The sequence below is a fragment of the Chloroflexus islandicus genome, assembly GCF_001650695.1.
GTDB lineage: Bacteria > Chloroflexota > Chloroflexia > Chloroflexales > Chloroflexaceae > Chloroflexus > Chloroflexus islandicus.
The window spans coordinates 24796-50526 of sequence record NZ_LWQS01000045.1 but is presented as its reverse complement, the minus strand read 5'-3'; the positions used below and the strand labels follow the sequence as shown (position 1 = coordinate 50526).

The window sequence follows — 25731 nt, the reverse complement described above, 5'->3', positions numbered from 1 at the left end:
CGCGTGCGAGAACACCAAGATATGCACCCTATCACTCATCGTACACACTAGATGTAGTATTTACCTCTAGTGACGGCTTTCCGCGTCGTGATGAAAGTGAAAATAACTCTTTACACTTTTGGGTGTGCTGTCCCGGTTTCTCCGCGTGCCGACGGTTTGTCCAACAGAGGAGCATTCTAGCAATGATGAAACGAGAGCTTGCCCCTGCCGATTTGACCGATATCGCCCGCACGGTGTTGAAGAAGCGCTACCTGCTGAAAAACGAGCACGGTGATGTGATCGAAACGCCAGAGACGATGTTTTGGCGGGTGGCCGAGACGATCGCCGCCATCGATGCTCGCTATGGCGCTTCGTCCGAGCAGGTCGAAGAGCGGGCCGAGCGATTTTACCACCTTATGACGCAGGGGTATTTTGAGCCGAATAGCCCGACCCTGATGAACGCCGGTCGCCCGCTTGGCCAACTGAGCGCCTGTTTTGTGTTGCCGATTGAGGATAACCTCAACAGCATTTACGAGACGCTCAAGCATCAGGCCCTGATCCACCAGAGCGGCGGCGGTACCGGCTTTAGCTTCTCGCGCCTCCGCCCGCGCAACGATGTGGTGCGCAGCACGATGGGGGTGGCGAGCGGCCCGGTCAGCTTTATGGATGTCTATAACCATTCGACCGAGGCGATTAAGCAGGGTGGTACTCGCCGCGGCGCGAATATGGGCATTTTGCGCTGCGATCACCCCGATATTCTCGAGTTTATTACCTGTAAGCTCGATACCACCAAGATCACCAATTTCAATATCTCGGTGGCGATTACCGATGCCTTTATGCGCGCGGTCGATCGCGACGAGGAGTACGATCTGATCAATCCGCGCACCGGCCAAGTGCATATCGCTTCCCGCGAAGGCCTGAAGCATCCGCTGACCGGCGAGGTGCTGGTGCCACCCGGCCAGCCGATGCGGCTCCGCGCTCGTATGGTCTTTGACCTGATTGTGCAGTGCGCCCACGCCACCGGTGAACCCGGCCTGTTCTTTATCGACCGCGCCAACGAGTATAATCCGGTGCCCCATCTCGGCGAGTATGAGGCGACCAACCCGTGTGTAACCGGTGATACCCGTCTCCATACTCAGTATGGTCTAGTGCAAGTGCGAGAATTGTTTGAGCGCAAGACGCCGCTGCGGGTGGCCGTTGATACGCGCGCGCTGGGTGAGGGTAGAGGCGTGGCAGTGCGCGACGCAGTGCCAGTCTTTATGACTGCCGAGAGCGCCGATGTCTTCCGAGTTGTGACCGAAGATGGCTACGAGATTCGGGCAACTGAGTGGCATGATTTCTACACCACCCGCGGCAAGGTGAAGTTGCGCGAGTTGCAGATCGGCGATGAACTGCTGGTGCAATCGGCGGAAGGGCTGTGGGGCCAAGAGGGTGATTATCAGTTGGGCCTGTTGTTGGGTCTGATCACCGGCGATGGCGCCTTTACCGCCGAAGGCAGCGCAGTGGTGAATCTGTGGGGCGAAGATCAGCTACTGGCAGCGAGTCTTGTGGCCCATATTAATCAGTTGGTTGCTGGTACTGCCCTCGGCTATCGCAAAGAGTATGAAGTCACGCCGGTGCGGGTTCCGGAGCGTGATCTCACCACGATCCGTTCGGTGCGGTTAGCGCGGGTGCTCGAAGAGTATGGCTTTACTGCCGCTACCAAGCTGCGCGTGCCGGAAGTGGTCTGGCGGGGCCGGCGCGAGTGTGTGGTAGGGTACCTCCGTGGTTTGTTCCAGACCGATGGGACGGTCAATGTTTCCGAGACGAGTCAGACCTGCTCGGTTCGGCTTGCCTCTAGCTCGGTCGAGCTGTTGCGCGATGTGCAGCAATTGTTGGCGAATTTCGGCATCTTTGCCAGCGTGCGGCTCCGGCGTGAGGCTGGTCAGCGTCTCTTGCCTGATGGGCGCGGCAATCGCAAGCTGTACCACTGCCAAGCTGATTATGAGCTGATCATTGATGGCGAATCGCGCGATCGGTTTATGCGCGAGATCGGCTTCCTGACGGCGGCCAAGAATGAGAAGTATGCGCGCTGGGCGGCTGAGCGCGCGTTGCGCAAGACCCAATCCTTCACCACCAAGGTGATAGCGATTGTCTATGAAGGGCAAGAACCGGTATACGATACGACCCAGCCTGATCACAATACGGTTATCTTTAACGGGCTCGTAACCGGGCAGTGCGGCGAGCAACCGTTGCTGGCCTACGATGTCTGTAACCTTGGCTCGGTCAATCTGGGCAAGTTTGTGACCCCCGATAAGCGGATCGATTGGGAGCATCTGCGCGAGGTGGTGCATGAGAGCACCCGCTTCCTCGACAATGTGATCGATGCTAACCATTACCCGCTCGAGCAGATTGCCCAACTGAGCCAGCGCATCCGCCGGATTGGGTTGGGGGTGATGGGTTGGGCCGATATGCTGGTGAAGCTGGGTGTGCCTTACAATTCGCACGAGGCGATCGAGCTGGCGCGCAAGGTGATGCACTTCCTCGATGAAGAGAGCAAAGTCGCGTCCGAGCAGTTGGCCCGCGAGCGCGGCCCCTTCCCCGAATGGGAGTACAGCATCTGGGGGCCGGACGCAACCTGCGCCCGCCGGCCCGATGGCTCGCGCGTCCGCCCGCAGCGCCTCTTGCGCAATTGCAACGTGACCACCGTCGCTCCCACCGGCACGATTAGCATCATCGCCGGCTGCTCGTCGGGCATCGAGCCGCTGTTTGCCATCGCCTTCTGGCGCTATCAGGCCGATACCCGCATGCTCGACATTAACCAAGACTTTGTGGCCCAAGCCAAGCGCGAGGGGTGGTATAGCGCCGAGTTGATGGAGCGGATCGCTGACACCGGCCACATCCACCACCCCGAAGTGCCTGCCGAGGTGCAGCGAGTGTGGGTGACGGCCCACGACATCGCGCCCGAATGGCACGTGCGTATGCAAGCCGCATTTCAGGAGCATACCGATAGCGCCTTGTCCAAGACCATCAATTTCCCCCACGAAGCGACGCCCGATCAGGTGCGCGAAGCGTATGAGCTGGCCTTCCGCCTTGGCTGCAAGGGGATTACGGTCTACCGCGACGGCTCGCGGGCGAATCAAGTGTTGTCAACCGGCTCGACCGGCAAGAGCGAGAGTAAGCCGGCTGAGCAGCCAGCCGCCGCAGCGCCGGTGGAACTCACCCCCCGCCCGGTGCCAGCCGAGGGTCTGCCCAGCCACTCCTTCCCGGTGGTGACGCCACTCGGCAAGTTGCGCCTGTTCGTCACCGAGCTGGAGGGCAAGCCGTTCGAGGTCTTTGCCATCATTGGCCGGGCCGGCAGTGATGTCACCGCCTTCACCGAGGCGATTGGGCGGCTGATCTCGCTGGCGCTGCGCTGTGGCGTGCCGGTCAAGCTGATCGCCGAGCAACTGCGCGGGATCGGCGGTTCGCGCTCGGCGGGCTTTGGCCCGGATCGGGTGCGCTCGGTGCCCGATGCAATCGGCAAGGTGTTGCTCGAGCACTACGTGAAGGGCAACGGCAACGGGAATGGCAACGGTAACGGCTATTACAACGGCGAGTATGCCTTCGCCAGCGATTACAGCAACGGTGTCGCCGAGCCGCCTGCGCCCAAGCCGGCGCCGGTCACGCATCTGCACGTTGAGCCGGGTCACGGCGCGATCGAGTCGGGCGAAATCTGTCCCGAATGCCAAAACGCGACGCTGCTGAACGAAGAGGGTTGCCGCAAGTGCCATTCGTGCGGCTATAGCGAATGCTAGCCATTTCGCCCGGCAGGGGCGCACCAGCGTGCGGCCCTGCCTGATAGACCATCGCGTCAATGTCGTTGGGCCGCACATCTGTGCGGCCCAACGCTAGCCTTTCGATCACCGCATCACCAACGGCGTGTAGATACGGTTGCCGGGGACATCACCCAATGCCGCCAAACCCCACGTTGCCGGACTGCTGGCGCCGCCGCCTGCCGGCCAGACCGACGAGCCACTAGGGATCGAGCCAAAACCAACCCATTCATGCCGCACCGTCATCCGGATACGTTTGTTCCAGCCGCCGAAGAGATTGGCATCAATGCGCAGTTCGGCGCTCCAGTTGTCGCTCGTCTGGCTAAACACCGCCAGAATCCCTTGTGCCACCGGATCGAATTGGTCGGTACTGGTGCCGTTGCCCCGCCCGCTGCGCACAATGCCGGCCCGATCAAGCGTAAAGATAAGGTCGCCGTTCTGTTGGACAGTATCGGTGCTGTTGTCGGGATCAAACTTGATCCGTATCCCATCGCTCACAATGCCGCTGAGCGGCAACCCATTCAAACAGAGGTAGAGATAATCGCCGCTGCGAATCATCCGGCCCTGCGCGCTGGTCGCCGTAGCCGTACCGGGGTTGTACCAGAGCGTGATCGGGTCGGGATCGGCGTTGTAGCCCTCATCGTCGCAGAAGCCGTCGATCTCAGGCGCAGCGCCATCAACCACCCGCTTCGGTTCAACCACGAACGCGAAGGTTGCTTCACTTGCCTGCCCGTCGTTGTCGGTAGCGCGCAGCCGGACGTTGTAGGTTCCGGGTGGCAGATTTAGCAGCGTGAACTGCAAGCCGTCACCGGTGCGCGTGACCGGCCCGCTCACCTCCCACGCCAGCCGGTTGCCGGCTAACGGCCCATCTTCGGGGTCGTAGGCGTCGCCACGGAGCACAACCGGCGCGTTGAGCGGGAAGAAGATGCCGCCTTCGGCTTGCCCAAACACCTGCGGCGCGCGGCGCGGCACGCTAAACGGCGCTGAGGTGGCGATCGCCGTATTGAGGCCATCCGTTGTAATGACCTGCACCCGCGCTTGCGTACCGCCGGGCATGCCGCTTAAATCAACCGTCAGACTATTGCCGGTCAAACCTTGGCCCAGCACGCTCCATGTCGCGCCATTATCCCCGCTATAGCGTACCAGATGGTGAAGCAGATCGCCATCGGCGTCGCTTGCGTTCCAGCTTACGGTGAGCGTGCGGTCAACATTGCTGCCAGCCGCCGGCGCAGTAATCGTCACCGTGGGCGCATTGGGCGAGGCGTTGCGCGTGCCGATGACCGCGCTGCCGGCAACCCGCACAATCTCGATCCGGGTTGGCTTCACGCCCAAATCGAGCCGGTGGAAGAAGCCAATCGTATCCGGTTCAGTTTGGCCCGGCCCGATCTCCGCCGTCGCTTCATTAATCCGCAATTGCTGATCGGCGAGCAGAGTGGCGCCGTTGTAGGCGCGAATGCGGAAGGCGCTGCTTGGTGCGGTGATCGTATTCATGCGCGTGGTCACTTCACCGAGCAGCGGATCGGTCAACTGGTACGCCTCGCGCAGCTCAGCCGTATTGCCGGTGATAAAGCCGGTGACGATGTACGAGAAGGCGGCGGCCGGTGTTGCGTCGGGGGCGGCGGTCAACGCTGCCGGCCCGCTGCGCGGCGCCAGCCGGTTGAAGATGGCGCGCCACGTGTAGTCGGAAGGCCATCGTCGTTGGGGAATGTGGTGGGCATACGACAGCAGATCGCCCGTGCTGCCCGGCACGAGCAAGCTGCGTCCCGCCGGACGAACATCAAGCCCGATATGCTCATTAGGGCCGGTATGATCAAGCTGGCAGCTTGGGTAGGGGTACTCGCCATCAACTCCATCAGGGACTCCGGGAGGGCAGTTGATATGCCCGCGCCCGTAGTAATGTCCGATTTCATGCGCTAATGTCACCCCTCCGCCCGGTGTGTTTTCGATAAAGCCGCCGTCCGGATTCCAAAACGCGAAGAAGAGCAGGGCATTGCCGAATTGGATGCCATTCACTTGACGATCAGGAAAGTCCTGCGCCATCACAGTTTTGATCGTATCGCCGCCGTTGGCGCAGAGATTGCGGTCAAAGAGGGTGTTCACATTGAGCAGAAACACCATCCAACCGCTATCAGCATTGGTTCTTGAGAGACCGAACGGATCGCTCTCGAACAGATACCAGCGCGGTTTGCGCAGCGGATCGCCGCCGCGCGCGATGACGCGCAGTTCGTGGGTGGGCAGCAACTGTTCAGCTTTGCGGAAGAAGGAGTAGAACCATGCGCCTTCGCCTGATCGAGGGAGAGTGGCAATGGTCGTACCGCGTTCGGTCGCAACTGGCCGCAGATCGAGACAGATCGGCGCTTTACGCACAAAGGTGACGGTACGGGTCAGCTCATTGTTGGCATACGACGTTTCGCCGATCACCCGGCGCGGATTCACCACCACCCGCAACTCAACTGTCCCATCGCTCCATGAGGCCGGCAGGCGGAACCAGAAGCCATCGTTGACATTGCGGCGATCTGGCGGGCTACTACGCACCTCATTCCCTCCCGGCGGCAATGGGGTGAGCGGCGACTCAGGCAATGGCACGCCGCCGCGAGCGCCGTAGAGCAGGGCAGCCGGCCAGATACTCACCGTCGCGCGCTCCGGATCGCTGCTCACGATTTGGGCAAAGACGCGCACAAAGGTCTCTTTGTCACTCACCAGCGGTACGTCATTGGCTGGCCGTTGCACGGCTTGGATGATTTCCATCGCATTCACACCCAAATCGATCGTCCACGCCGAGGCATTCACCGGTAAGCGATAGACATCGTGGTTATTCCAGTACAAGAACCGATCGGTGACAAACATGCCGCTTGATGTCATTTGATCGCCAGTGATCGCTTCCGGTGAGCCGCCGAGTCGCAGCCGGTACAGCGGGCCGATGTTCGAACGCACTTCGTGCCAAAAGATCGTGTCGCCATACACCACAATGCCGGCTGCGTTCGGATTACTGGCGTTGCCGCGATTTGCCAGCGTTTCAACGGCAGTCAGGTCGTTGCGCGGCGCGCGTTTGATGATCAGATTCGTAACCTTCTCGGCCCAATAGAAATGGGTGGCTGTCACAGCATACGCTTGTACGCCAAACGGCCGGTTTTCCAGCGAGGTCGCGAAGCCGCTGCCGCTGGGAACCGTCTGCAGCAGGAGATTGGTAAAGAGCGGCGCAATATAAAAAGCGCCGCCGGCGCCATCGGCGCGCACCTTGCTCAGCGGTTGGTTGAACTCCTGCATCAACTGGCGCGGGCCGCCGTTTTTGGGCATACGGTACAGTCTTCCGACGCGGCCTGTCCCGCTGGGAATGCTCTCTGTCCAGAAGATGAAATTGTCATCGACGTCGAGCGAGAATTGCAGTGTGGAGGTCGTATGGGCGGTATTCGCAATAACCACAGCACTGGCGTCATTAGCGCCGTATATCGACTTGCGTTTGATGGTGAAATCGCTGCCGATCCAATATACGTAATGATCATCGGCTGCCACATTCGAGCGAACGAATGGGCCGGCGCTACCGCTGTTGTAGATGATTTGCTGGCTGCCGCCGGGAATGATCCGCCGGATCTGGCACGCCTCAGGGAACTCAAACGTTGTGCAGGTGAGGGGGTTAGCGGCCCACAAGACCATGCCCCTCTTGTAATAGAGTGCATTATAGGCATCACTTCCGAGCATAGTTGGCGTATCGCTCAGCGTCGCTGGCGGCTCGCCCGGTTCGGCTTGAATAATCGGTGGAGGCAACGTCACGGCCAGCATCGTGAGTAGACAAACGAGTAAAAGTAGCCGTCGCGCCATTGGTCTTCCCTCCTTATCGACCACATGCATCATTGTTTGCCGGGATTGGACTTCTACCGTAACGCAGGCGCGTCCACAAAACGTCTACAGCGCGATCCGCCGGGTGCTAATTGACCGCAACGCGCCGCCTCGTTACAATACAACCGCAACATGTACAGACGCACGGCAGTGCGTCTCCCAAGGACAGACGCAAGCAGTGCGTCGTGGTACGGCGCACGGCAGTGCGTCTCCCAAGGACAGACGCACGGCAGTGCGTCTCCCAAGGACAGACGCAAGCAGTGCGTCGTGGTACGGCGCACGGCAGTGCGTCTTCTGCATCGCTGAGGAGCATGCAATGAACATTCGCGAGGCGATTGCCGCGGTGGTTGCGCGGCGCGATCTGACCCAAGCCGAAGCGGCTAGCGTGATGGAAGAGATTATGAGCGGGACGGCGACGCCGGCCCAGATCGGCGCGTTCCTCACCGCGTTGCATATCAAGGGCGAGACCGATGCCGAAATTGCCGGCATGGCGGCAGTGATGCGCGAGAAAGCGACTCACGTCTATTTTGACGGGCCGGTGATCGACACTTGCGGCACCGGCGGCGATGGTGCGCATACCTTTAATATCAGCACCACCGCAGCGTTTGTCGCAGCCGGCGCTGGGTTGACGGTGGCCAAGCACGGCAATCGGGCGATGTCAAGCGTGTGCGGCAGCGCCGATGTGCTGGAAGGGCTGGGGGTGCAGATCGAGCTGGACGCCGAAGGGGTGTCGCGCTGCTTGCGCGATGCCGGCATCGGCTTTATGTTCGCGCCCAAATTCCATCCGGCGATGCGCTTTGCCGGGCCGGTGCGGCGCGAGATCGGCATTCGTACTGTGTTCAACATTCTTGGCCCGTTGACCAACCCGGCCCGTGCCCGCTATCAAGTGTTGGGAGTGGCGAGCGCGGCGCTGGCCGAAAAGCTGGCTAACGCTCTCAGCCGGCTCGAAACCGTCCACGCGCTGGTCGTGCATGGTGACGGCGGGGTTGATGAATTGACTCTTTCCGGCCCCAACCTAATCTTCGAGGTGCGGGCTGGGCATGCGCCGCGCCAAATGATGGTTGCACCGGAAGATGTCGGCTTGGCGCGCGCGCCGCGCGAGGCGTTGCGCGGCGGTGATGTCGCCTACAACGTGGCGATTGTACGCGCCATCCTCAGCGGTGAAGAGCAGGGGCCGCGCCGCGATGTGGTGTTGTTCAATGCCGCCGCAGCGTTGGTAGCCGGCGACCTCGCGCCCGATCTGGCCACCGGCGTTAAGATGGCGCGGGCCAGCATCGATAGCGGGCGGGCGCTCGAACGGCTCAACCGCATGATCGCAGTGAGCCGCGGCGAGGCGTGACGGTCGTTGCATCTTCGTGTTTGAGCGTAGACAACCATTGCTATGGCCCAAGACATTCGCCTCACCCGCCTGCGCCGGCGCCGGTTTGCGTTCTGGCGGCTGATTCTTGCTAACATCATTGACGACCTGCGTATCGTGCGGGAGGCGTGGTTCCCGATCACCGCACTGCTATTGGTATTGGCGAGCAGCACCCTCTACTTGCGTTGGTTTTATTTGCCAGCGCGTCTCGACTACGAACCCGATACCGCCTTTGCCCTGTTTGAGACGCTGAAGCTGCTCATTTTCCAAACCGATCTCGATCTGCCCGATGAGCCGTTCGGGCGGGCGCTCTTTTTTCTTACCCCACTGCTCGGTCTCTTCTTTTTGCTGCAAAGCGCGGTTGACGTGGGCCGGCTGCTGGTTGACAAACGGGCGCGGCCTGATCGCTGGCAGGAGTCGTTGGCGGCTACCTACCGCGGCCACATGATCGTGTGTGGGTTGGGTAGAGTTGGCTACCGGGCCGTGCTGCAATTGCTCGATTGCCGGCGCGAGGTAGTGGCTATCGAGCTCGATCCGAACTGCGAGTTTATCCCGACGCTGACCAGTTTAGGGGTGCCGGTGGTGCGCGGCGATGCCCGTGATCCGGCGGTGCTGGCGCGAGCCGGCCTTAAGCGGGCGCAGGGGTTGATCGCTACTATTGATGATGATCTGAAAAATTTAGAGATTGCGCTGGCCGCGCGCCGCATCCGGCCCGAATTGCCGACGGTGCAGCGCATCTTTAGCCGCGCCCTCGATGCCCGCATTGAACGCACCTTTGGCCGTAATTCGGCCTTTAGCCCGGCGGCCCTCGCCGCGCCAACCTTCGCCGCGGCTTTGCTCAGCTCGAATGTGCGCTACGTGCTCGATCTGCCCGCCGGTTTGCTGGGGGTCGCCTATCTCACCGTCAGCGATGACAGTCCGCTGATTGGGCCAGTGGCCGATCTGGAAACCCGTTTCGGCGTGCGCCGTTTGCCCGGCCCCAATGCCCATCTACCCATCTTGCCCAGCGAAGAGATCGCGCTCGTCGGCCCGCTGCCGGCGCTGGAAGCGGCCCAATGGGCCAACCGTCCGCGGCCTGTGAAACGCAGCGGCGGTCTGATTGTCTGCGGTTTAGGCAAGGTAGGCACGCAGGTGGTGCGCTTGCTCAACCGGCGCGAACCGCGCCCGCCGCTCACGGTTATCTGCAACGTTGAAACGCCGCAACGCTATGTCGAAGCCTTAACCGCGCAGGGGGTGCGCGTGCTGCGCGGCGATGCCCGTGATCCAGAGCTGTTGCGGGAAGCTGGCATCGAGCAGGCGATGTCGCTGGCTGCCCTCTACAGCGATGACCTGCTCAATTTGCAGATCGGGCTGGCCGTGCGCAGCATGTACCCCGATGTCCATCTGGTGCTGCGCGTCTTTAGCGATGTACTAGCCGACCGGTTGGCCGACCTGTTTGGGATTCGCACCGCCTTTAGCACCTCGGCGCTGGCCGCGCCGAGTCTGGTAGCGGCGGCGCTCGTGCCTGATGTCGAAGCAGCCTTTGACATCGGCGATCAATTGCTGGTGGTGCGCCGCCAAATCATTACCGACCGGCGCGCCGGCAAGACGGTCGCCGAACTGCGTGCTGCCGGCCAGTTGCCGTTGAGTCTGCGTCGCGGCGGTGAGTTTCAGTGGTTGCCGCCTGATCATTTGGTGATCGAGAGCGGTGATGAGGTAGAGATGTTAACGTATTTGACGTAGGATTACCGCTCAAACACCACCTCGCCTCCCACCATTGTCACCATCACTCGCGCCGCCGTAATGTGGTCAGGCGGGCCGGTGGTGATGTCGCGGTCGAGCAGGATCAGGTCAGCCAGATAGCCAGCCTCCAGCCGGCCCAATTCGCGCTCGCGGAAGCCGGCGTAAGCGGCCCATGTAGTATAGCCGGCCAATGCTTCGGCCACCGTCAGCCGCTGATCGGGAAAATCGCTTTCTAGCGGGCTCAGATCGAGCTTGCCCCGCGTGCAGGCCACCTGCATCCCGCGCAACGGATTGGGATCGGCCACCGGCCAATCGCTGCCGAGCGCCATCGGTGCGCCGGCCTGCAATAAGTCGCGCCACGGGAAGCCGGAGCGGTGGCGTTGCGGCCCCACCAGCCGCCACCACGGGTTCTGTTGATCCATCCCGAAATCGACATGCACCGGCTGTACTGAGGCGATTGCTCCCAGCGCCGCAAACCGCGGCAGGTCAGCCGGATCGACGATCTCGGCGTGTTCGACCCGGTGGCGGGCATCGCGCCGGCCATTGGCCCGTTGGGCCGCGGCAAAGGCGTCGAGAGTCTGGCGCACGCCGCCATCGCCAATGGCATGCACGCAGACTTGCAGGCCGGCAGCGTCAGCGCAGGTGATCAGTTCCGCAAACTCTGCCGGATCGTAGTTGGCCACCCCGCACTCGCCGCTGCCATCGGCATACGGCGCTAGCATGAGCGCCGTCTTGGCTTCGACCACGCCATCAACGAACAGCTTGACCGCATCGGTCTGCACGAAGGGGTGGAGATGGCGGCGGGCATCGGCGGCCCATGCCGTGATCTGGGCCGGATCAGTCCCCGGCGCCACCGAGAGGGGCAAGCGGATGCGCAAGGTCAACTCACCCGCAGCCGCCAGCTCGCGGTAGCGGGTGCGCTGCGCTTCATCGCCGTCCATATTGTGGATGCCGGTCAACCCCAGCGCCGCCAGCTCGCGCAAGGCGCGGCGCAGCAGGTCACGCAGCTCGGCTTCGGTTGGCGGCGGGATGCAACGCCGCACCAGATCCATCGCCGGCGCTTCACGCAACTCGCCGCTAGCCAACCCATCTGCCCCCAGCACCACAGTACTCAACGGATTACCCGTTTCAGCGCCGTTTAGGATGCCCGCGATCTGCAAAGCAGCGGTATTGGCCCATGCTGTATGCCCATCGAACGCGGTCAGCAAGACTGGCCGGTCAGGCGCGACCGCGTCAAGCAAGCGCCGGTCAGGCGCTAGGCCGCCGGCAAACAGCCGGTAGCGCCAGCCGCGCCCGATCAGCCACGGCAAATGCGGGTGGGCAGCGGCGTAAGCTGCCAGCCGGGCTTGCAGATCGGCGACGCTCTGGGCATCTTCGAGCCGCAGCACCCCCAACGCACGCGCGCCATTGTGCAGGTGGAAGTGGTAGTCGGTCAAGCCGGGCAGGGCGAGCATCCCGCCGCCATCGATCACGCGCGTCGCTGCCGATTGCCACGACGGCGCAGCGTGGTCGGGGCCAACCCAAACGATCCGCTCGCCGCTGATGGCGATCGCATATTGCCCGATTTGCCCGGCCAAGCTAACATGACGCAACAGCACATTGATTGGCGGCATAAGATTAAGCAGTACGGGCGCAGCGGGCTGCGCCCCTCCCGCTCTCCTCATCAATTACCGGTACGGGCAGCGCGCTGCGCCCCGGCTATTATCGCACCAAACTCAACAACACACTCAACGTCACCAAACTCGCAAACGACGACACTACCACCGTGCTCACCACCAACTGCGGGCGCGTATCAAACTCAATCGCCAGAATAGTCGTATTCACCGCGGTCGGCATCCCGGCCATCATCACCCCCACCCCCAGCGCGATACCGTCCATACCGAGCACACGGGCGAGGCCAAAAGCAAGGATCGGCGACACAATCAGCCGGATCGCCGTGGCAAACGCGACCATCGCTGGTTGCACAATCGGCGCGCCGGCCCCCAATTGCACGCCGAGAATGAGCAGCATCACCGGCAGCGCCGCTTCGCTGAGCAGCGCCACCCCCTCGAACAAGCTGCGGGCAATGCCGGTAGCTTCCGCCGGATGAAACCCGATCCCACGCAACGCCAACGCGCCGGCTACGGCGTAAATCTGCGGCATATGGGTGAGACGGTCGAACACCTGCCGCCACGCCTGTTTGCCGCCGCCAGCCGCGCCGGCAGCCGCCACCCCAACCCCTAGCGTCTGCGCCATGATAGACTGCATGATAAAGTAAAACACCCCTAACGTAAAGCCGGCCTCGCCAAAGGCAAACCGCGACGCTGGCAAGCCATAGTTACCCGAATTCATAAACATGCTGGTCAGCAACAGCGCCGTCACCTCTTTGCCGCGCAGCCGCAACGCCAAGGCGCACAGCCAGACCGTCAGCGCCATCAGCGCCAGCACTCCCACCGAAAAAAAGAGCATGCGCCCCGCGTCAGGCCCGCTTAGATCGGCCCGCACCAACGCGACAAAGATCAACGCCGGACTCAGGCCGTAAATCATCAGCCGGTTGAGCGTCACCAGATCGAGCGGCAAAGCCCGGCGTAACGCAAACCCCGCCGCCGCCACCACCGCAATCGGCAAGAGCACTTCAATTAGAACCGCAATCATCGCAACCTCGGCGCCAATATGTTACAAGTCAACAATCATAGCATAGGTTAGCAAGCTAGCTTTCGGGTGGTATAGATGCAACTGGCGAGACCAGAAATACCGTCACCAATGCAGTGACGGCGGACTATGTGAAATCTAGTACCACTAGTGGGTGCCATGACTGGTACAAAATTGGTACAATGGGCGTGGTAGACTCTCCATAACGAGCATTGCAGCATATACGTTATTCGATTCGTGCTAGGAGTAGGTATGCCAAAGCAAAGCGTATGGTGGTTTGTGGTGGTGGTCTTCTCGCTGCTTTTCGCCCCTCTGAACACGCATCTTGTCCAAGCTCGTCAGGCTAATATTGCTGCAATGCCAGCGACCGTGGCCCGTGACAGCGCAGTGCTCGCCGGCCCGGCGACAGAACCTGCGCCGATTGTGTTGGCCCAGAGCGGCGTCAGTGTCACCATTTTGGCCTCACCGGCCCGGATTCGCGGTGGTCAAGATTTGACCTACACCGTGACATACCGTAATAATAGCGGCGCCACGCTGAGCAATGCCCGGATTAAAATCACGTGGAACTTCTGGAGCGTCGCGCGACCGACCACGCTCAACCCTGACAAATTCCAACAACACTGCTTTGACAGCGGCGCCAATGCTTGTGTGGCGACCAATGTGAGCGGGCCATCCATTACCCGCAGTGGTGCGGCTGATTACAATGCAACGACTGCCGTGGGCGGTTTTACCTATACCATTGGTGATGGCACGCTTGCGAATGGCACTGAAGGCAGCTTCCAGATTAAATTGCGTGTGCCGGAATTTGTCTATCCCGTGTTTGGCAAGGATCCGCGCCGTCCATCAGCCTCAGCGGAATTCTTTGTCGGTAGCGAAAGCACTGCGCGCGCGATCGCCAATGCCTCGGCGCTGGTCGAGGGGCCGCTCTTCCGGCTGGAAAAAGAGCGTACTGCCAGCGGTCTGAATCCGCGTATCTTTCCTACCCAAACCGGCGAATACCGCTTACGCCTTACCAACGTCGATCGCGAAGATGCAATTACGGCCACGAATGTCCAACTGACCGATATTGTGCCTTTGGGCGCCGAATTTGTCAGTAGTGCGCGCGGGCCTGAACGCACCAATTTCCCGCCTACGATCACGACGATCAATGGCCGGCCAGCGTTAGTATGGACGATTCCTCAACTGTTACGGGGTGAATCAGTTGATGTTTTCGTCACCTTCCGCAAGCTCGATGTCGAGCCATGTGAGCGCTTGACCAACCGCAAGCCGGACTATTATGTGACGAGCGACGAAGTGCCACTTAAGCTCAATCCGGCTGAAGGGCGCTACACGTTGGCGCCGATAAGTGGTGATATCACCTACTCTGTGCGCCGGCCGGTGGAAGTCGCTTTTGGCTCGCCCCAGAAGGTTATCTTTGGTCAGCGGAGCAGCTTCACCTTTAAAGTGCGCAACTACTGGCCACAGGCGTTGAATGGGTTACAAGTCAGGATCGAGTTGCAACCAAACGTGCGCTATGTTCCTAATAGCGCCAGTAACGTCGGTTCTTTTTCGGCTCAGCCGCCAAGCGCCGGCAATGGCGGTATTCTGATCTGGACGTTGAATATGCCGGCGGGCAATATCAATACGGCGGTCGAGCAGAGTCTTTCGTTTGAAGTGACGGCACTCCATTCGACGGTTGGCAATGGCACTGGTTCTGGTACAACAGTAGGCAGCGTGATTGTGCCGGCTGGCGTACCGCAGACGTGTGCCGGCAGCGATATAGGCGGGTTTAAAGTTGAGCCCCGGTTGGAAGTTGCCAAGTACTCTGAAGCTGAAAAGAGCGGCACAACGTACATTGCCCGCAATAATCAACCCTTCCAGTACATCATTTCGTTGACCAATAATGGTTCGACCACGATGACTGGGATCGAGGTGCATGACCTCTTGCCAGCCGGTAATCAAGCCGATTTTGCCTATGTGACCGGCAGCGCTACGATTGATAACGGCGATCTCGATAGTGCCGTGCCTTTTGAGCCAGCGATCGGCTCGACCCCGGTGGGGTCGCTCGTGCGCACCACGTTGAGCTGGCAAAACATCACGCTTGCGCCGGGAGAGACGCGATACATTCGATACAACGTGATCACGCGCGGCCAGTTGCAGACCCGCACCTACTGCAATGAACTCGACCAAGCGCGCATGCAGAATGCTCTGATAAATCCTGATACCAATCAGCCGGGTGAAGAGATCGCCTTTGCTAGCAAGCAGGCCTGTGTGCGGATCACGCCCAATATTCAGGTGAGTAAGTTCTTTAGCGACGCTGCCGGCGCCAATTTGGGCACAACCCGGATCATTACTGGCCCGGTGCCACCCGGTGGGCAGGAACTGTTCTTCACGCTGATCATCACCAATGCCGAAACGACGACGACCTATACCGCTGGTCTGGTGGATTTCGCCCTGTCTGAATTGGCATATCAGGGTGTTGTTTTCACCAATTTGCCGGCAGGCAAGCAAACCCCTGATATCAGTGGCAATACATGGGCATGGCCAACGCTGACGATCGCTCCCGGCCAGAGCTATACGGTACGGGTGCGCACGCTCTTCAATCCGCCATGCGTGACCGATAAATATAAAAATGCGGTCGGTTACGACTTTTTCGACTCAACGACCGGACGCAATACCCGGGTCACACCGCGACCGCCGATTGAAGCGGTCATTGACTATCGCTGCGGGAGCAACCGGCTCGACTTCGAGATTAAGGCTGAACGAACAACGTTGGGGTTGCGCGATCGAGGTCTATTTACCATAACGGTGCGTAATCTTAATCCAAATGCACCTTTGGAAGGCGTGAGCGCCTACGCGTTCTTGCCGCCGCGCTATCTCTATAGCGAGACGGTCAATAGCTCATTGTATGCCTTTGCCGGCCAGCGTGCGCTACCGGATGGCCGCACTGAAGTGCGATGGAATGTGGCGCCGATACCGGCCAATGGCAAAGTTGACATTCTCTTCCGGGCAGCAGCGTCTGATATCATCGGCACCCAAGATGTCTATGCGCGGGCAACGGCTGATAACCTGTTATCGGCCACGTGCCGCAGCACCAGTCGCTGTGTGTCCTACACGATTGATGGCCATACGTATGAAGTGGCATGGGAACGGGTGACAACCCAACCGCTGCATACCTATACACCCCGGATCGAACGGATTAGTGAGTGCGCGGTGTCAGGTGAAGAGCGCCTCTACACCTTGACCATGCTCAACACGAATACGATCGCTTATCGTAACACAACGGTCACATTGACCCTGCCGATCGGCTTGAGTTATCTGCGGCCAGATACTGGGATGCCGGCACCCGATAGCATCATTCGCCTCACCAGCGGCGCGCAAGCTGGTTCTACCCAATTGGTGTGGCGCAATTTGACCGTGCCGGCAAAGCCGACGGCGAGCAATGTCAGTGAATTGCCGCTGGCGATCTGGTTGCAGGTTGGGCAGGTCTGGAGCGATCAGGGCACGAGTGCCGAAGTGACGAGTCCTGATGGTATCATTCCGCGCACCGATGGCGAGGTTGATCCGACTGTGCGCATGTGTGTCGATGGGCCGGCAGTTGCCAAGACGGCGAGCATCACGACACTACCGCCTGTCATTCCGGGTGATCCCAACCCAACCTTCCTTTACCAGATCGAGGTTGTGAACCCGACTGATAGCGCCTTTACTGTTACCCTGCGTGATGTGTTGCCGGTAGGGTTGGTGTACAACGCGATGCTCAGCGGCTCGGCGCCGGCGATTAGCTCAGCCGGCGGGCGCACAGTGCTACAGTGGAATAACCTGAATGTGCCGGCCCAAAGCGGGACGACACCCGGTCGCGTGACCCTGCTCTTCCGGGTGACGGTCAATCCGGGGCAAGTGAGCGGCGGTTTGAACAACACCGTCGAAATTCTTAGCTCTTCGACACCGATTACGAACCAATTGCTGGAAGCGCCGGTGTTGCTCAGTTTGCCGCGGATGTGGGTGCCGTACATTACCCGCTAGCGAGTTGGTGGGGGCGTGGATTGGCTGCGCCCCCTACTATCTGGGGAAACAGACATGAATTGCTGGCATTGTAACCGTCCGGCTCATGGCACGTGCATCTTTTGCGGGCGTGCGGTTTGTCGTGAGCATGCCCAAGAGATGCCGCATATCGTGGCGCTTTACGCTGACCGCAAAGGCAGTTATAAAGCGATCGTGACGGCCCGCGCCTTGTTTTGCGGTTCATGCGAACCGCGTGAAGACCCGATCGAATTGCCCGAGTTGCGGTGATGGCCGGTGCATCATCTGGGCAAGAGATTAGCCTGAAGGTGACTCAATCTTTGCGTAACGTTATCGTGAAGATAAGCAAACCGTTATCCTAGCGGGCAAAACGCCGTGGTATAATGCGGGTGGGCCATGTCCGCCCGCATTCTTCCCCTGACGTAATGAGGTGAATGTATGCCGATGTACGAATATGGCTGTTTGAACTGTGCGCGCCAGTTCGAACGGCTGCTGCCCATGAATGCGGCTGATCAGCATATTGTCTGTCCCTTTTGCCAGAGCACCCATGTACAGCGCCGGCTGTCGCTCTTTGCTGCGCATAGCCGTGGCGAAGCTTCCGCGCCAGCGGCGGCTGCGACGACAAGCGGCGGCGGATGCAGTTGCAGTAGCTGCGGCTGTGGCTCAAGGAGCTAAGGTATGCGCGTCATGATCTTAACCGCCGGTTTAGGCACACGCTTGCGTCCGCATACCTTTGTTCGCCCCAAGCCATTGGTCAGCGTCGCCGGTAAGACGGTGCTGGCGCATATTATTGACTATTTGGCCCCCCTCCAGATTGAAGAGCTGATCTGTGTGGTCGGCTATCTCGGCAACCAGATCGAAGAGTTTGTGCGGGCCAATTATGCGTACCCGATGCGCTTTCTTGAGCAAAAGGTGATGCGCGGGCAAGCTGATGCGATCGCGTTGGCCCGTGAATTGACCGGCCCGCTCTTGATCGTGTTTGGCGATGGTTTGCTTGAGTTTGATATTGAACGGCTCAACGAGCATCCCGACTACGGCATCATTTACTGCAAAGAGGTTGATGATCCGCGCCGGTTTGGCGTGGTGGTGGTCGAACAAGGCCGGATCGTGCGGCTGGTTGAGAAGCCGAGCGAGCCGATTTCCAATCTGGCCGTGGCCGGGTTCTATTATGTGCCTGAAGCGAGCCGGTTGATGTCGGCGATCGACTACATCATGGAGAACAATATCCAGACCAAGGGGGAATTCTATTTGGCCGATGCGCTGCAAGTGATGATCGACCGCGGCGAAGAGCTGCGCGCCGAGACGGTGCGGGTCTGGCGAGATTGCGGCACGATTGAGTCGCTGCTCGATACCAATCGTTATCTGCTCGAACATGGCCACAATCGCGCCGCCGAGTATCCGAATGCGGTGATCATTCCGCCGGTCAATATTGCGCCGACGGCCGTGATTGAAGAGGCAGTCGTGGGGCCGTACGTCTCAATTGCCGACGGCGCAGTGGTGCGGCAGGCGATTGTGCGCGACTCGATTGTCAATGCCGGTGCGCAGATCCAATCGGTCATTATCACTCGCAGTTTAATCGGTGATCGAGCCCATGTGAGCGGTGTCAGCCAAGAGTTAAATGTCGGCGATATGTCGGATATTCGTTTCGGGTGAACCATTATGATTGCTTACAACTTCCATGCCGCAAGCAATGGCGCTCGCGGCGAGGCCAAAGGGGGCCGCTGGGAGTTGGCCTTGCCCGCGAGCGGGCAGACGCCAGCACTGGCCGGTGTGAGACGGCAGGATCCGATGCTGAGCGCCGAGCAAGAGACGATCCGGCGGTTGCAGGTTGATGCTGATCCAACCGAAGCACGCTTGTTGACCGCTGTGTACGTGTCGCTCAAGACTTATCCGTGTGTGGTGCTAAGCGGGAGGGCCGGGGCCGGTAAGGCAGCATTGGTGCAACATTTGGTCGCAGCACTGGTTGGTGACGCCCCCGGCCAATTTGTCCGCATTGGTTCAGCGCAGTGGACGGCGCAGAGCGGCCAGCGTGACTATTACCGTGATCTCCATACCCGCTTTGGCGATAGCCAGTTGAGTGAGGTGCTGAGCGAAGCGCAAGCGCCGCAAGGCGCCGGCAAGCTTTACGTCGTCTTGTTTGATGGTTTGGCCCCCGATGAGTTGTTCCATTACTTGCACGAACGGCTGCACCTGTTGCCGGTTGCTGCTAGGCCGGCAGCCGCGCCGCCGAATGTGTTGTTCATTGCCACGTTTCACCAACCAAACCAGTTGTCGGTGCGCGATGCGCAACTATTAGCCCATGCCCATCAGATCAATGTCACTGCCTACCGGCGGCAGCCGCCCCAATTGCCGCCGCCTCCAGTTGGCTTGCAACGAGCCATGATCCGCGACGCTGCCCGCGATGTGGTCGAAGCCCGCGATCGGTTGCGCGCGGTGTTCGGCGGGCCGCAGTTACCGCAACTGAGCCCCTCGGCGCAAATTGCCGGCTTCCTGCGCTGGTATGGTCTCTCGCCCGATACCACGCTCGATAGCGATATGTGGCTGTTCTTGGCGAACAGCTTCGATCGTCACGGTCATGGTCTGTTCGCTGCCGATCCGGCGCGCAACCTCCAAGTTGCCTACGATTTCCGTATGGTGCAACGGGTGATGGCCCGGCTTGATCCGGCCAATGCTGCGCTCAGACCGGAGTTAGCCCGGGCCGTTGGCTGTTGAATCCTGATCCCCGCTGTCGTTTCTGGCGCCGCTCTCTCAGTACAGAGAGCGGCGTTGTTTGTTTCCGCACCTCGCTCGCGTCGATCGTGTTATGCCATGATCATTTTTGCTTAATCTTTGTTTCATATTTCCATCAATTCTTGTTTATAAACATTCCATATAATCACGGTTGCCCAGAACGTATACATCCCAATGGCAAGAATCCTGTTGCCCGGTTGGCAACCGCAGGCTCCTGTACTGGTGTTTACTGAGGAGGCGTTCACGCTATGGGTGGCCACGACGAGAAAGACAAATGGATTGTGCGTTCGCAGGCCGGTATTGGCCAGACGCTGGAAGAGGTATTGGCGCTGCGCATTTCGCGCCGCGGTATGCTCAAGACGCTGGCGATCGGCGGTTCGCTGGCCTTGATCGGTTCCAATCTGACCGCCGTCGAAGAGGCGCTAGCCGCTAACCCCGGCTTGAAGTTCAAGGCGATCAAGCCCACCGATCCGAATTTCGATGATGTGGTGGTGCCGGAAGGGTACTATGCCCGCACCCTCATCCGCTGGGGTGAGCCGCTGAGCGCTGATGCGCCTGATTTCGATGTCTGGTTGCAGACGCCAGAGGCGCAGGTCAAGCAGTTTGGCTACAACTGCGACTTTGTTGGCTTCTTGCCGCTGCCCTACGGTTCCAACAACTCGAACCGCGGTCTGCTCGTGGTTAATCACGAGTACACCAACGAAGAGTTGATGTTCCCGAAGTACGATGATAAGAATCCGACCCGCAATCAGGTGGATGTCGGCATTGCTGCCCACGGCATGTCGGTGGTCGAAGTGGTGCGCGCGCCTGACGGCACGTGGAGCTATGTGCGCAACTCGCGCTTCAACCGCCGGGTGAGCGGGTTTAGCGCCACCCGTCTGAGCGGCCCGGCTGCCGGCCATCCGTGGATGCGCACCAGCGCCGATCCCGGCGCCGATGCGATCCTCGGCACGCTCAACAACTGCGCCGGCGGCAAGACACCGTGGGGCACGGTGGTGAGCGGTGAAGAGAACTTCCACCAGTATTTCGCCAATTTGAACGGCCTCGACCGCAATGACCCGCGCTACGCGGTGCATCGCCGTTATGGCATGCCGGCGGCTGAGTCAGAGCGCAAGTGGGAGCGGTTCCACAGCCGGTTCGATATTGCCAAAGAGCCGAATGAGGCGTTCCGCTTCGGCTGGTGTGTCGAGATCGATCCGTATGATCCATCCAAGCCGGCGGTGAAGCGCACGGCGCTGGGTCGCTTCCGCCACGAGGCAGCGACTTTCGCCATCGGGCGCGATGGCCGGGTGGCGGCTTATTCGGGTGACGATGCCCAGTTTGAGTATGTCTACAAGTTCGTCACCAATGGCAAGTTCGATCCGCGCAACCGCGAAGCGAACATGAATCTGCTCGACGATGGCGTGCTCTACGTGGCCAAGTTCAACGCCGACGGCACCGGCGAGTGGCTGCCGCTGGTGTTTGGGCAAGGCCCGCTGACGCCGGAAAACGGCTTCCGCTCGCAGGGTGACGTGTTGATCAACACCCGCTTGGCTGCCGACCTCGTGGGTGCGACCAAGATGGATCGCCCAGAGGACGTGGAGGTCAACCCGGCCAACAAGAAGGTGTACATCGCCTTGACCAACAACACCCGCCGCGGCGCGAGCGGCCAACCCGGCGTGGACGCGGCCAACCCGCGGGCCAACAATGCGTGGGGCCATATCATCGAGCTGACCGAGCGGAATGATGATCATTCCGCCACCACCTTCCGCTGGGAAATCTTTATCCTCGCCGGTTTGCCCACACAGGAAGACACCTACTTTGCTGGCTTCGACAAGAGCAAAGTGTCGCCGATGGGTGCGCCCGACAATGTGGCCTTCGACAATCAGGGCAACCTGTGGATTGCGACCGACGGCGCGCCGCGCGCGATCAAGTTCAACGATGGTCTGTTTGCCGTGCCGGTGAGCGGTGCGCAGCGGGGCAACCTGCAACAGTTCTTCTCGTCGGTGGCCGGCAGCGAGGTGTGCGGGCCAGAGTTTACCCCCGACAACCGCACGCTCTTCCTCGCCATCCAGCACCCCGGCGAAGGCGGCACCTTCGAGAACCCGATCAGCACGTGGCCCGACCGGCAAGGCTTGCCGCGGCCCAGCGTGATCACGGTGCAACGCTTCGATAGCGGCGTGATCGGGACGTAGGAGGGGCATTGCGCCGCCCGTAGGGGCATTGCGGCGCCCGGTAGGGGCATTGCGGCGCCCGGTAGGGGCATTGCGGCGCAATGCCCCTACCGGGCGGGATCCGGGAGCAATCCTATGACAAAGATACCGGCGTGGATCACCCCCTTGCTCGCCGGTGTAATGCTGATTGGCATGGTGGCCGGTTGCACCTCACAGCAACCGGCCTCGCCATCGCCAACCCCATCGCCGGTGGTACACGTGAGCGGTGCTGACCTCTTCTTTGGCCGGCAGCCATTGGCTGGCGGCGTGCCGTGTATGACCTGCCATACCCTCGATACGAGCGGAAGGTCAGGCGTAGGCCCGAATTTGGCTGGGGTTGGCCGGCGAGCCGGCGAACGCATGCCCGGCATGAGCGCGCGGGAATATATTGAACGGTCGATCCGCGCCCATGACGAGTTTATCGTCCCCGGCCACCAAGGGGGAATCGTGCGTGCAGTGGTTGGCGACGATTACGGCAATCTCTTGCCGGACGAGCAAATTGCGGCGCTGGTTGATTTTCTGTTGCAACAACAAGCGGTCGAAGTCGCTGGCGGCGCTGTTACCCTATCGCCCACCTCCACGCCAACCGCGTCGCCTACCTTGTTCCCCACCGCAACCGCAACGCCAACCCTCGCATCCACCGCAACCGCAACGCTAACGCGCTCGCCCACGACAGCCGCAACTCCCACGGTGTCGCCTTTGCCCAGCGCCACGTTCACGCCTTCCCCGCAGGTGACGGCCACAGCTTCGGCGACCGTCGCACCGTCACCGGCGTTCACGAGCACCCCAACCAGTGTGCCACCGACGGCAACGCCACTAGCGCTGCCCACCGATACCCCACTGCCAGCGCCAACCCCAACACCGCCGCCACCCACCCCAACGACCGGGCCAGAACCAACGCCAGTGCCGCCGGTGGCAAGCGAAGCCGGGTTGGAACAATACCTCGGTTGCGTCAACTGCCACAACCTGCATCCGCAACAGGTACGCATGCCGCATCCGCTCAACCCGACCTGCAACGATTGCCACCGCGGTTCACCAAGCCGGGTTGGCTGCCCGACTTGCCATAGCATGCATCAGATCGACAACCGCCACGAACCGGTGCCGGATTTGCCGTGTCATGTGTGTCATCAGTAGCGAGGCTCTCGTTGGCAGAAGAAAGACAGCGTATTCTGGATGGATACTTTACTTTACCATAAAACTGAGATCAAACAACTTTCCTGAGCTGGCTAGCGACGAAAAGTACCACATTGGCGCCGCTATCAGCAGGTATGTCAACCCACCAGTGATAACCAGACCAATAATGCTTTTCAATGCATTGCGCCCTGCCATCACATCGCTCACCACCAGCAATCCGCTGCTGAGCAGCGCGCCGCCGATCAGGATAAGCCCGATCATCCCGTTCAGCAGTTGGGGCAAGATGGTAGAAAGTAGCGCAATGCAGGCGATGCACGAGATAAACATGCCGGCCATTTCACGAGTGTTGCGTGTCATAGCAAGCTCCTGATTATCAGATGCAATTTTAGAATTAGTGGTATGCATGTTCTACTTGATCGTTGTTACGGCAGTATTACCAGCCATCTGCCGGCATTGCACCCATGTCACTCGTTCGGGCCGACTGAACGGCAGATATAGTACTGCTCATCCTCAACCCCGCCGTTGCGTAACCATTCAGCAGCATCATGCTGAACGGGGTGAAGCCACATGATCGGGCAGATTTCAGGGGTGCTGTCTTTGAGCAAGGCGAGATGGGTTACGATCTTTCTGTCAAGTGATACAACGCGGCGGTCGCTTTGGAGGGCTATGCCAACGAGGTGAAAATCTTTGGCCACGGCTGGCGCTGAAGTCTTTGTCTGCGGGTTCTGGTCTAATGCAGCGATGCAACGGTGACGCAAGGCTTCAGAATCGGGGCTAGCATTGATCTCAATGACGCGCTGTTGGCTTTGCATCTGCGTTAACCAGCGCAAGGCAAAGGCGGTCGCGTAGGGAGAGTGCGTATCTGGTCGCGGCTTCATCCATTCACTGCGCAACGACGCACTCATCGCCACTTTGTGGTTGTGCGTAAGCATTGCGAGCAGGGTGGCGCGGCAGGCGGATGGTTCAGGCTTGCCGCTCTCGCCGGCGGCGCGCGCGACCGAGGCATCAATCACAATGGCATACCCCATACCGCCTTACCCTCCGGCAGCGCTCAGATAGTTGTGCATTGCTTCGAGACTCACCAATCCGAAATCAACCGGTACATCACCAAAACCGCCCTTTTCATCCAACTCGTGGCTGGTGAGATAACTCGCGCCGCGTTGATCGCGTTGCACCCAATGCAAGAGGATCTTTTTATCGCCAAATTGGCCATTGGCCACCAGTTCTTGCAAGCCTAACAGCAGGAGTTCGCTGTGGGTTTCGATCACGACTTGGACGCCGCGCATAACAGCGCGCTGCAACAAGCGGGAGAGTTGGTATGCTGCCCGTGGGTGGAGATGGATTTCAGGTTGTTCTAAATAGACAAGCTGCCCCGGACGCGCTGTGAGCAATGCCACGACCACCGGAAGCGATTGCGATAGACCGAAGCCAACATCAGCAATATTGACCATATCTTGCGCGCCAGACCGGATGCCGCGCGGTAGACGTGTCACCCGGATCTCAACCTCGGTATCGTTGAGGTTGCGCGCCTGCACATTCCACGCGAGGCCAAGCTCTTTGAGATCCTCTTTCAATTGTTTGATTTCATTGGCGTTAGAGCGTTGCCACGTGGCGATGACACTGGCAACGTAGTCGGGAAAAAGACCGGGGAAATTATGCTCAACTGCGGTAACCGGATAGGTGCGGCGCGGGTTGCCGCGCAATCCCGGCACGTGAATGAGGCCAAGGATGGCATTCTGCAGAGCAGCATGTGTTTTGGAAAAATGCGAGTCGTAAATAGTGATTTCGTGTTCAGCCTTTCCTAACATGGCTTCTAGGCGTAAAAATATTCGCTCAAATCCTACATTGATACGGACTGAATATTGGTCATCCTGATAAAAAAACATCTTGGCAATCGCGCGAAACTCATTTTCGTAACGACTGTACTCTTCTGGGCTTAATATTGGCGAAATTTCTGCACGATAATCGCCATTATAAGTAACCGCGCGAACAATACGTAATGGTGGCGTAGCAGCTTTTTGGCGCTGCAAAACAACTTCGTATCCTCGCACTTCCGAATCATTATTCAGTCGTATCCCAAGGGTCAATTCTTTTGCTTGATCACCCGGTGCATTCCAAAACAATTGCTCAGCGCTGGAGAAAATAATGTTCGGGCCGCTAAGCAACAGCGGGCCGGGGTCATAACTCGCTTCCAGCGTCTGTTTCATCAACAAGAGCGATTGCATGAGGGTTGATTTGCCGGCGCTATTAGCGCCGGCAAGGATGGTCAAATCGCCCAAGGCAACTTCAGTGCGCTCGCGAAATGACTTAAAGCCGCTAAGGATAATGCTGTCAACACGCATATCCGTCTCCCTAT

At 59.8% G+C, this 25731-nt stretch carries 16 protein-coding genes; 10 read left to right on the top strand and 6 right to left on the bottom strand.

All coding sequences use genetic code 11. From position 1 onward, the window contains the following. Positions 1-182 precede the first annotated feature (182 nt). Positions 183-3755, top strand: a complete 3573-nt coding sequence (locus tag A6A03_RS07775; RefSeq protein ID WP_066785926.1) for a ribonucleotide reductase N-terminal alpha domain-containing protein — start codon at positions 183-185, stop codon at positions 3753-3755. Between the two features lie 105 nt (positions 3756-3860). Here the strand turns inward: A6A03_RS07775 and A6A03_RS07770 are convergent, their stop codons facing one another. Continuing rightward, the gene (locus A6A03_RS07770) at positions 3861-7592 is read right to left on the bottom strand and encodes an Ig-like domain-containing protein (RefSeq protein ID WP_066785923.1); all 3732 of its coding nucleotides are present in this window, start codon (positions 7590-7592) and stop codon (positions 3861-3863) included. A 334-nt stretch (positions 7593-7926) separates the two neighbouring features. Here A6A03_RS07770 and trpD point away from each other — a divergent pair, with 334 nt between their 5' ends. Then, positions 7927-8949 (top strand): anthranilate phosphoribosyltransferase, encoded by a 1023-nt coding sequence (gene trpD, locus A6A03_RS07765; RefSeq protein WP_066785920.1) that lies wholly within the window; start codon positions 7927-7929, stop codon positions 8947-8949. 42 nt (positions 8950-8991) lie between these two features. Continuing rightward, entirely contained in the window at positions 8992-10689 is a 1698-nt protein-coding gene (locus A6A03_RS07760) for a potassium channel family protein (RefSeq protein ID WP_066785917.1), read from the top strand. A gap of 2 nt (positions 10690-10691) precedes the next feature. On the opposite strand, the gene A6A03_RS07755 is transcribed toward A6A03_RS07760, so the two are convergent. Both A6A03_RS07755 and A6A03_RS07750 read right to left on the bottom strand, forming a co-directional pair. Then, on the bottom strand, positions 10692-12302 hold the full coding sequence (locus A6A03_RS07755; RefSeq protein ID WP_245668891.1) for an amidohydrolase: 1611 nt from the start codon (positions 12300-12302) through the stop codon (positions 10692-10694). 88 nt (positions 12303-12390) lie between these two features. After that, on the bottom strand, positions 12391-13323 hold the full coding sequence (locus A6A03_RS07750; RefSeq protein ID WP_066785914.1) for an AEC family transporter: 933 nt from the start codon (positions 13321-13323) through the stop codon (positions 12391-12393). Positions 13324-13572: 249 nt separating this feature from the next. On the opposite strand from A6A03_RS07750, the gene A6A03_RS07745 reads away from it, so the two are divergent. From A6A03_RS07745 to A6A03_RS20340, 7 genes are all read left to right on the top strand, one after another. Then, positions 13573-17322 carry a DUF11 domain-containing protein gene (locus A6A03_RS07745; protein WP_066785912.1) on the top strand — a complete coding sequence of 1250 codons (3750 nt, stop codon included), beginning with the start codon at positions 13573-13575 and terminating at the stop codon, positions 17320-17322. Positions 17323-17376: 54 nt separating this feature from the next. Then, complete coding sequence (locus A6A03_RS07740; RefSeq protein ID WP_066785910.1) at positions 17377-17589, top strand: hypothetical protein; 213 nt, start codon at positions 17377-17379, stop codon at positions 17587-17589. A 168-nt stretch (positions 17590-17757) separates the two neighbouring features. Continuing rightward, positions 17758-17994: an FmdB family zinc ribbon protein gene (locus tag A6A03_RS19960; RefSeq protein WP_076798232.1), complete on the top strand. Its 237-nt coding sequence runs from the start codon at positions 17758-17760 to the stop codon at positions 17992-17994. A gap of 3 nt (positions 17995-17997) precedes the next feature. Then, a complete protein-coding gene (locus A6A03_RS07735) occupies positions 17998-18972 on the top strand; it encodes a sugar phosphate nucleotidyltransferase (RefSeq protein ID WP_066785908.1) in 975 nt (324 codons plus the stop codon). 6 nt (positions 18973-18978) lie between these two features. Further along, positions 18979-20031: a hypothetical protein gene (locus A6A03_RS07730; RefSeq protein ID WP_066785906.1), complete on the top strand. Its 1053-nt coding sequence runs from the start codon at positions 18979-18981 to the stop codon at positions 20029-20031. Positions 20032-20297: 266 nt separating this feature from the next. Beyond that, positions 20298-22223, top strand: coding sequence for a PhoX family protein (locus A6A03_RS07725; RefSeq protein ID WP_066785904.1), 1926 nt, complete (start codon positions 20298-20300; stop codon positions 22221-22223). Positions 22224-22337: 114 nt separating this feature from the next. Then, positions 22338-23375 carry a c-type cytochrome gene (locus tag A6A03_RS20340; protein WP_066785902.1) on the top strand — a complete coding sequence of 346 codons (1038 nt, stop codon included), beginning with the start codon at positions 22338-22340 and terminating at the stop codon, positions 23373-23375. A 48-nt stretch (positions 23376-23423) separates the two neighbouring features. On the opposite strand, the gene A6A03_RS07715 is transcribed toward A6A03_RS20340, so the two are convergent. The 3 genes from A6A03_RS07715 to A6A03_RS07705 all read right to left on the bottom strand — a co-directional run bounded on the left by A6A03_RS07715 (position 23424) and on the right by A6A03_RS07705 (position 25717). Further along, positions 23424-23732 (bottom strand): hypothetical protein, encoded by a 309-nt coding sequence (locus A6A03_RS07715; RefSeq protein ID WP_066785897.1) that lies wholly within the window; start codon positions 23730-23732, stop codon positions 23424-23426. A 107-nt stretch (positions 23733-23839) separates the two neighbouring features. Next, on the bottom strand, positions 23840-24403 hold the full coding sequence (locus tag A6A03_RS07710) for a hypothetical protein (protein WP_066785883.1): 564 nt from the start codon (positions 24401-24403) through the stop codon (positions 23840-23842). A gap of 6 nt (positions 24404-24409) precedes the next feature. Continuing rightward, on the bottom strand, positions 24410-25717 hold the full coding sequence (locus tag A6A03_RS07705) for an AAA family ATPase (RefSeq protein WP_066785881.1): 1308 nt from the start codon (positions 25715-25717) through the stop codon (positions 24410-24412). Between the last annotated feature and the right edge of the window lie 14 nt (positions 25718-25731).

Bases quoted from the DNA above. Each gene is read 5' to 3' on its own strand.
- A6A03_RS07705 (WP_066785881.1), bottom strand. From the start codon at position 25,717: ATGCGTGTTGACAGCATTATCCTTAGCGGCTTTAAGTCATTTCGCGAG.
- trpD (WP_066785920.1), top strand. From the start codon at position 7,927: ATGAACATTCGCGAGGCGATTGCCGCGGTGGTTGCGCGGCGCGATCTG.
- A6A03_RS07735 (WP_066785908.1), top strand. From the start codon at position 17,998: ATGCGCGTCATGATCTTAACCGCCGGTTTAGGCACACGCTTGCGTCCG.
- A6A03_RS07710 (WP_066785883.1), bottom strand. From the start codon at position 24,403: ATGGGGTATGCCATTGTGATTGATGCCTCGGTCGCGCGCGCCGCCGGC.
- A6A03_RS07730 (WP_066785906.1), top strand. From the start codon at position 18,979: ATGATTGCTTACAACTTCCATGCCGCAAGCAATGGCGCTCGCGGCGAG.
- A6A03_RS19960 (WP_076798232.1), top strand. From the start codon at position 17,758: ATGCCGATGTACGAATATGGCTGTTTGAACTGTGCGCGCCAGTTCGAA.
- A6A03_RS07725 (WP_066785904.1), top strand. From the start codon at position 20,298: ATGGGTGGCCACGACGAGAAAGACAAATGGATTGTGCGTTCGCAGGCC.
- A6A03_RS07740 (WP_066785910.1), top strand. From the start codon at position 17,377: ATGAATTGCTGGCATTGTAACCGTCCGGCTCATGGCACGTGCATCTTT.
- A6A03_RS20340 (WP_066785902.1), top strand. From the start codon at position 22,338: ATGACAAAGATACCGGCGTGGATCACCCCCTTGCTCGCCGGTGTAATG.
- A6A03_RS07770 (WP_066785923.1), bottom strand. From the start codon at position 7,592: ATGGCGCGACGGCTACTTTTACTCGTTTGTCTACTCACGATGCTGGCC.
- A6A03_RS07745 (WP_066785912.1), top strand. From the start codon at position 13,573: ATGCCAAAGCAAAGCGTATGGTGGTTTGTGGTGGTGGTCTTCTCGCTG.
- A6A03_RS07775 (WP_066785926.1), top strand. From the start codon at position 183: ATGATGAAACGAGAGCTTGCCCCTGCCGATTTGACCGATATCGCCCGC.
- A6A03_RS07755 (WP_245668891.1), bottom strand. From the start codon at position 12,302: ATGCCGCCAATCAATGTGCTGTTGCGTCATGTTAGCTTGGCCGGGCAA.
- A6A03_RS07715 (WP_066785897.1), bottom strand. From the start codon at position 23,732: ATGACACGCAACACTCGTGAAATGGCCGGCATGTTTATCTCGTGCATC.
- A6A03_RS07760 (WP_066785917.1), top strand. From the start codon at position 8,992: ATGGCCCAAGACATTCGCCTCACCCGCCTGCGCCGGCGCCGGTTTGCG.
- A6A03_RS07750 (WP_066785914.1), bottom strand. From the start codon at position 13,323: ATGATTGCGGTTCTAATTGAAGTGCTCTTGCCGATTGCGGTGGTGGCG.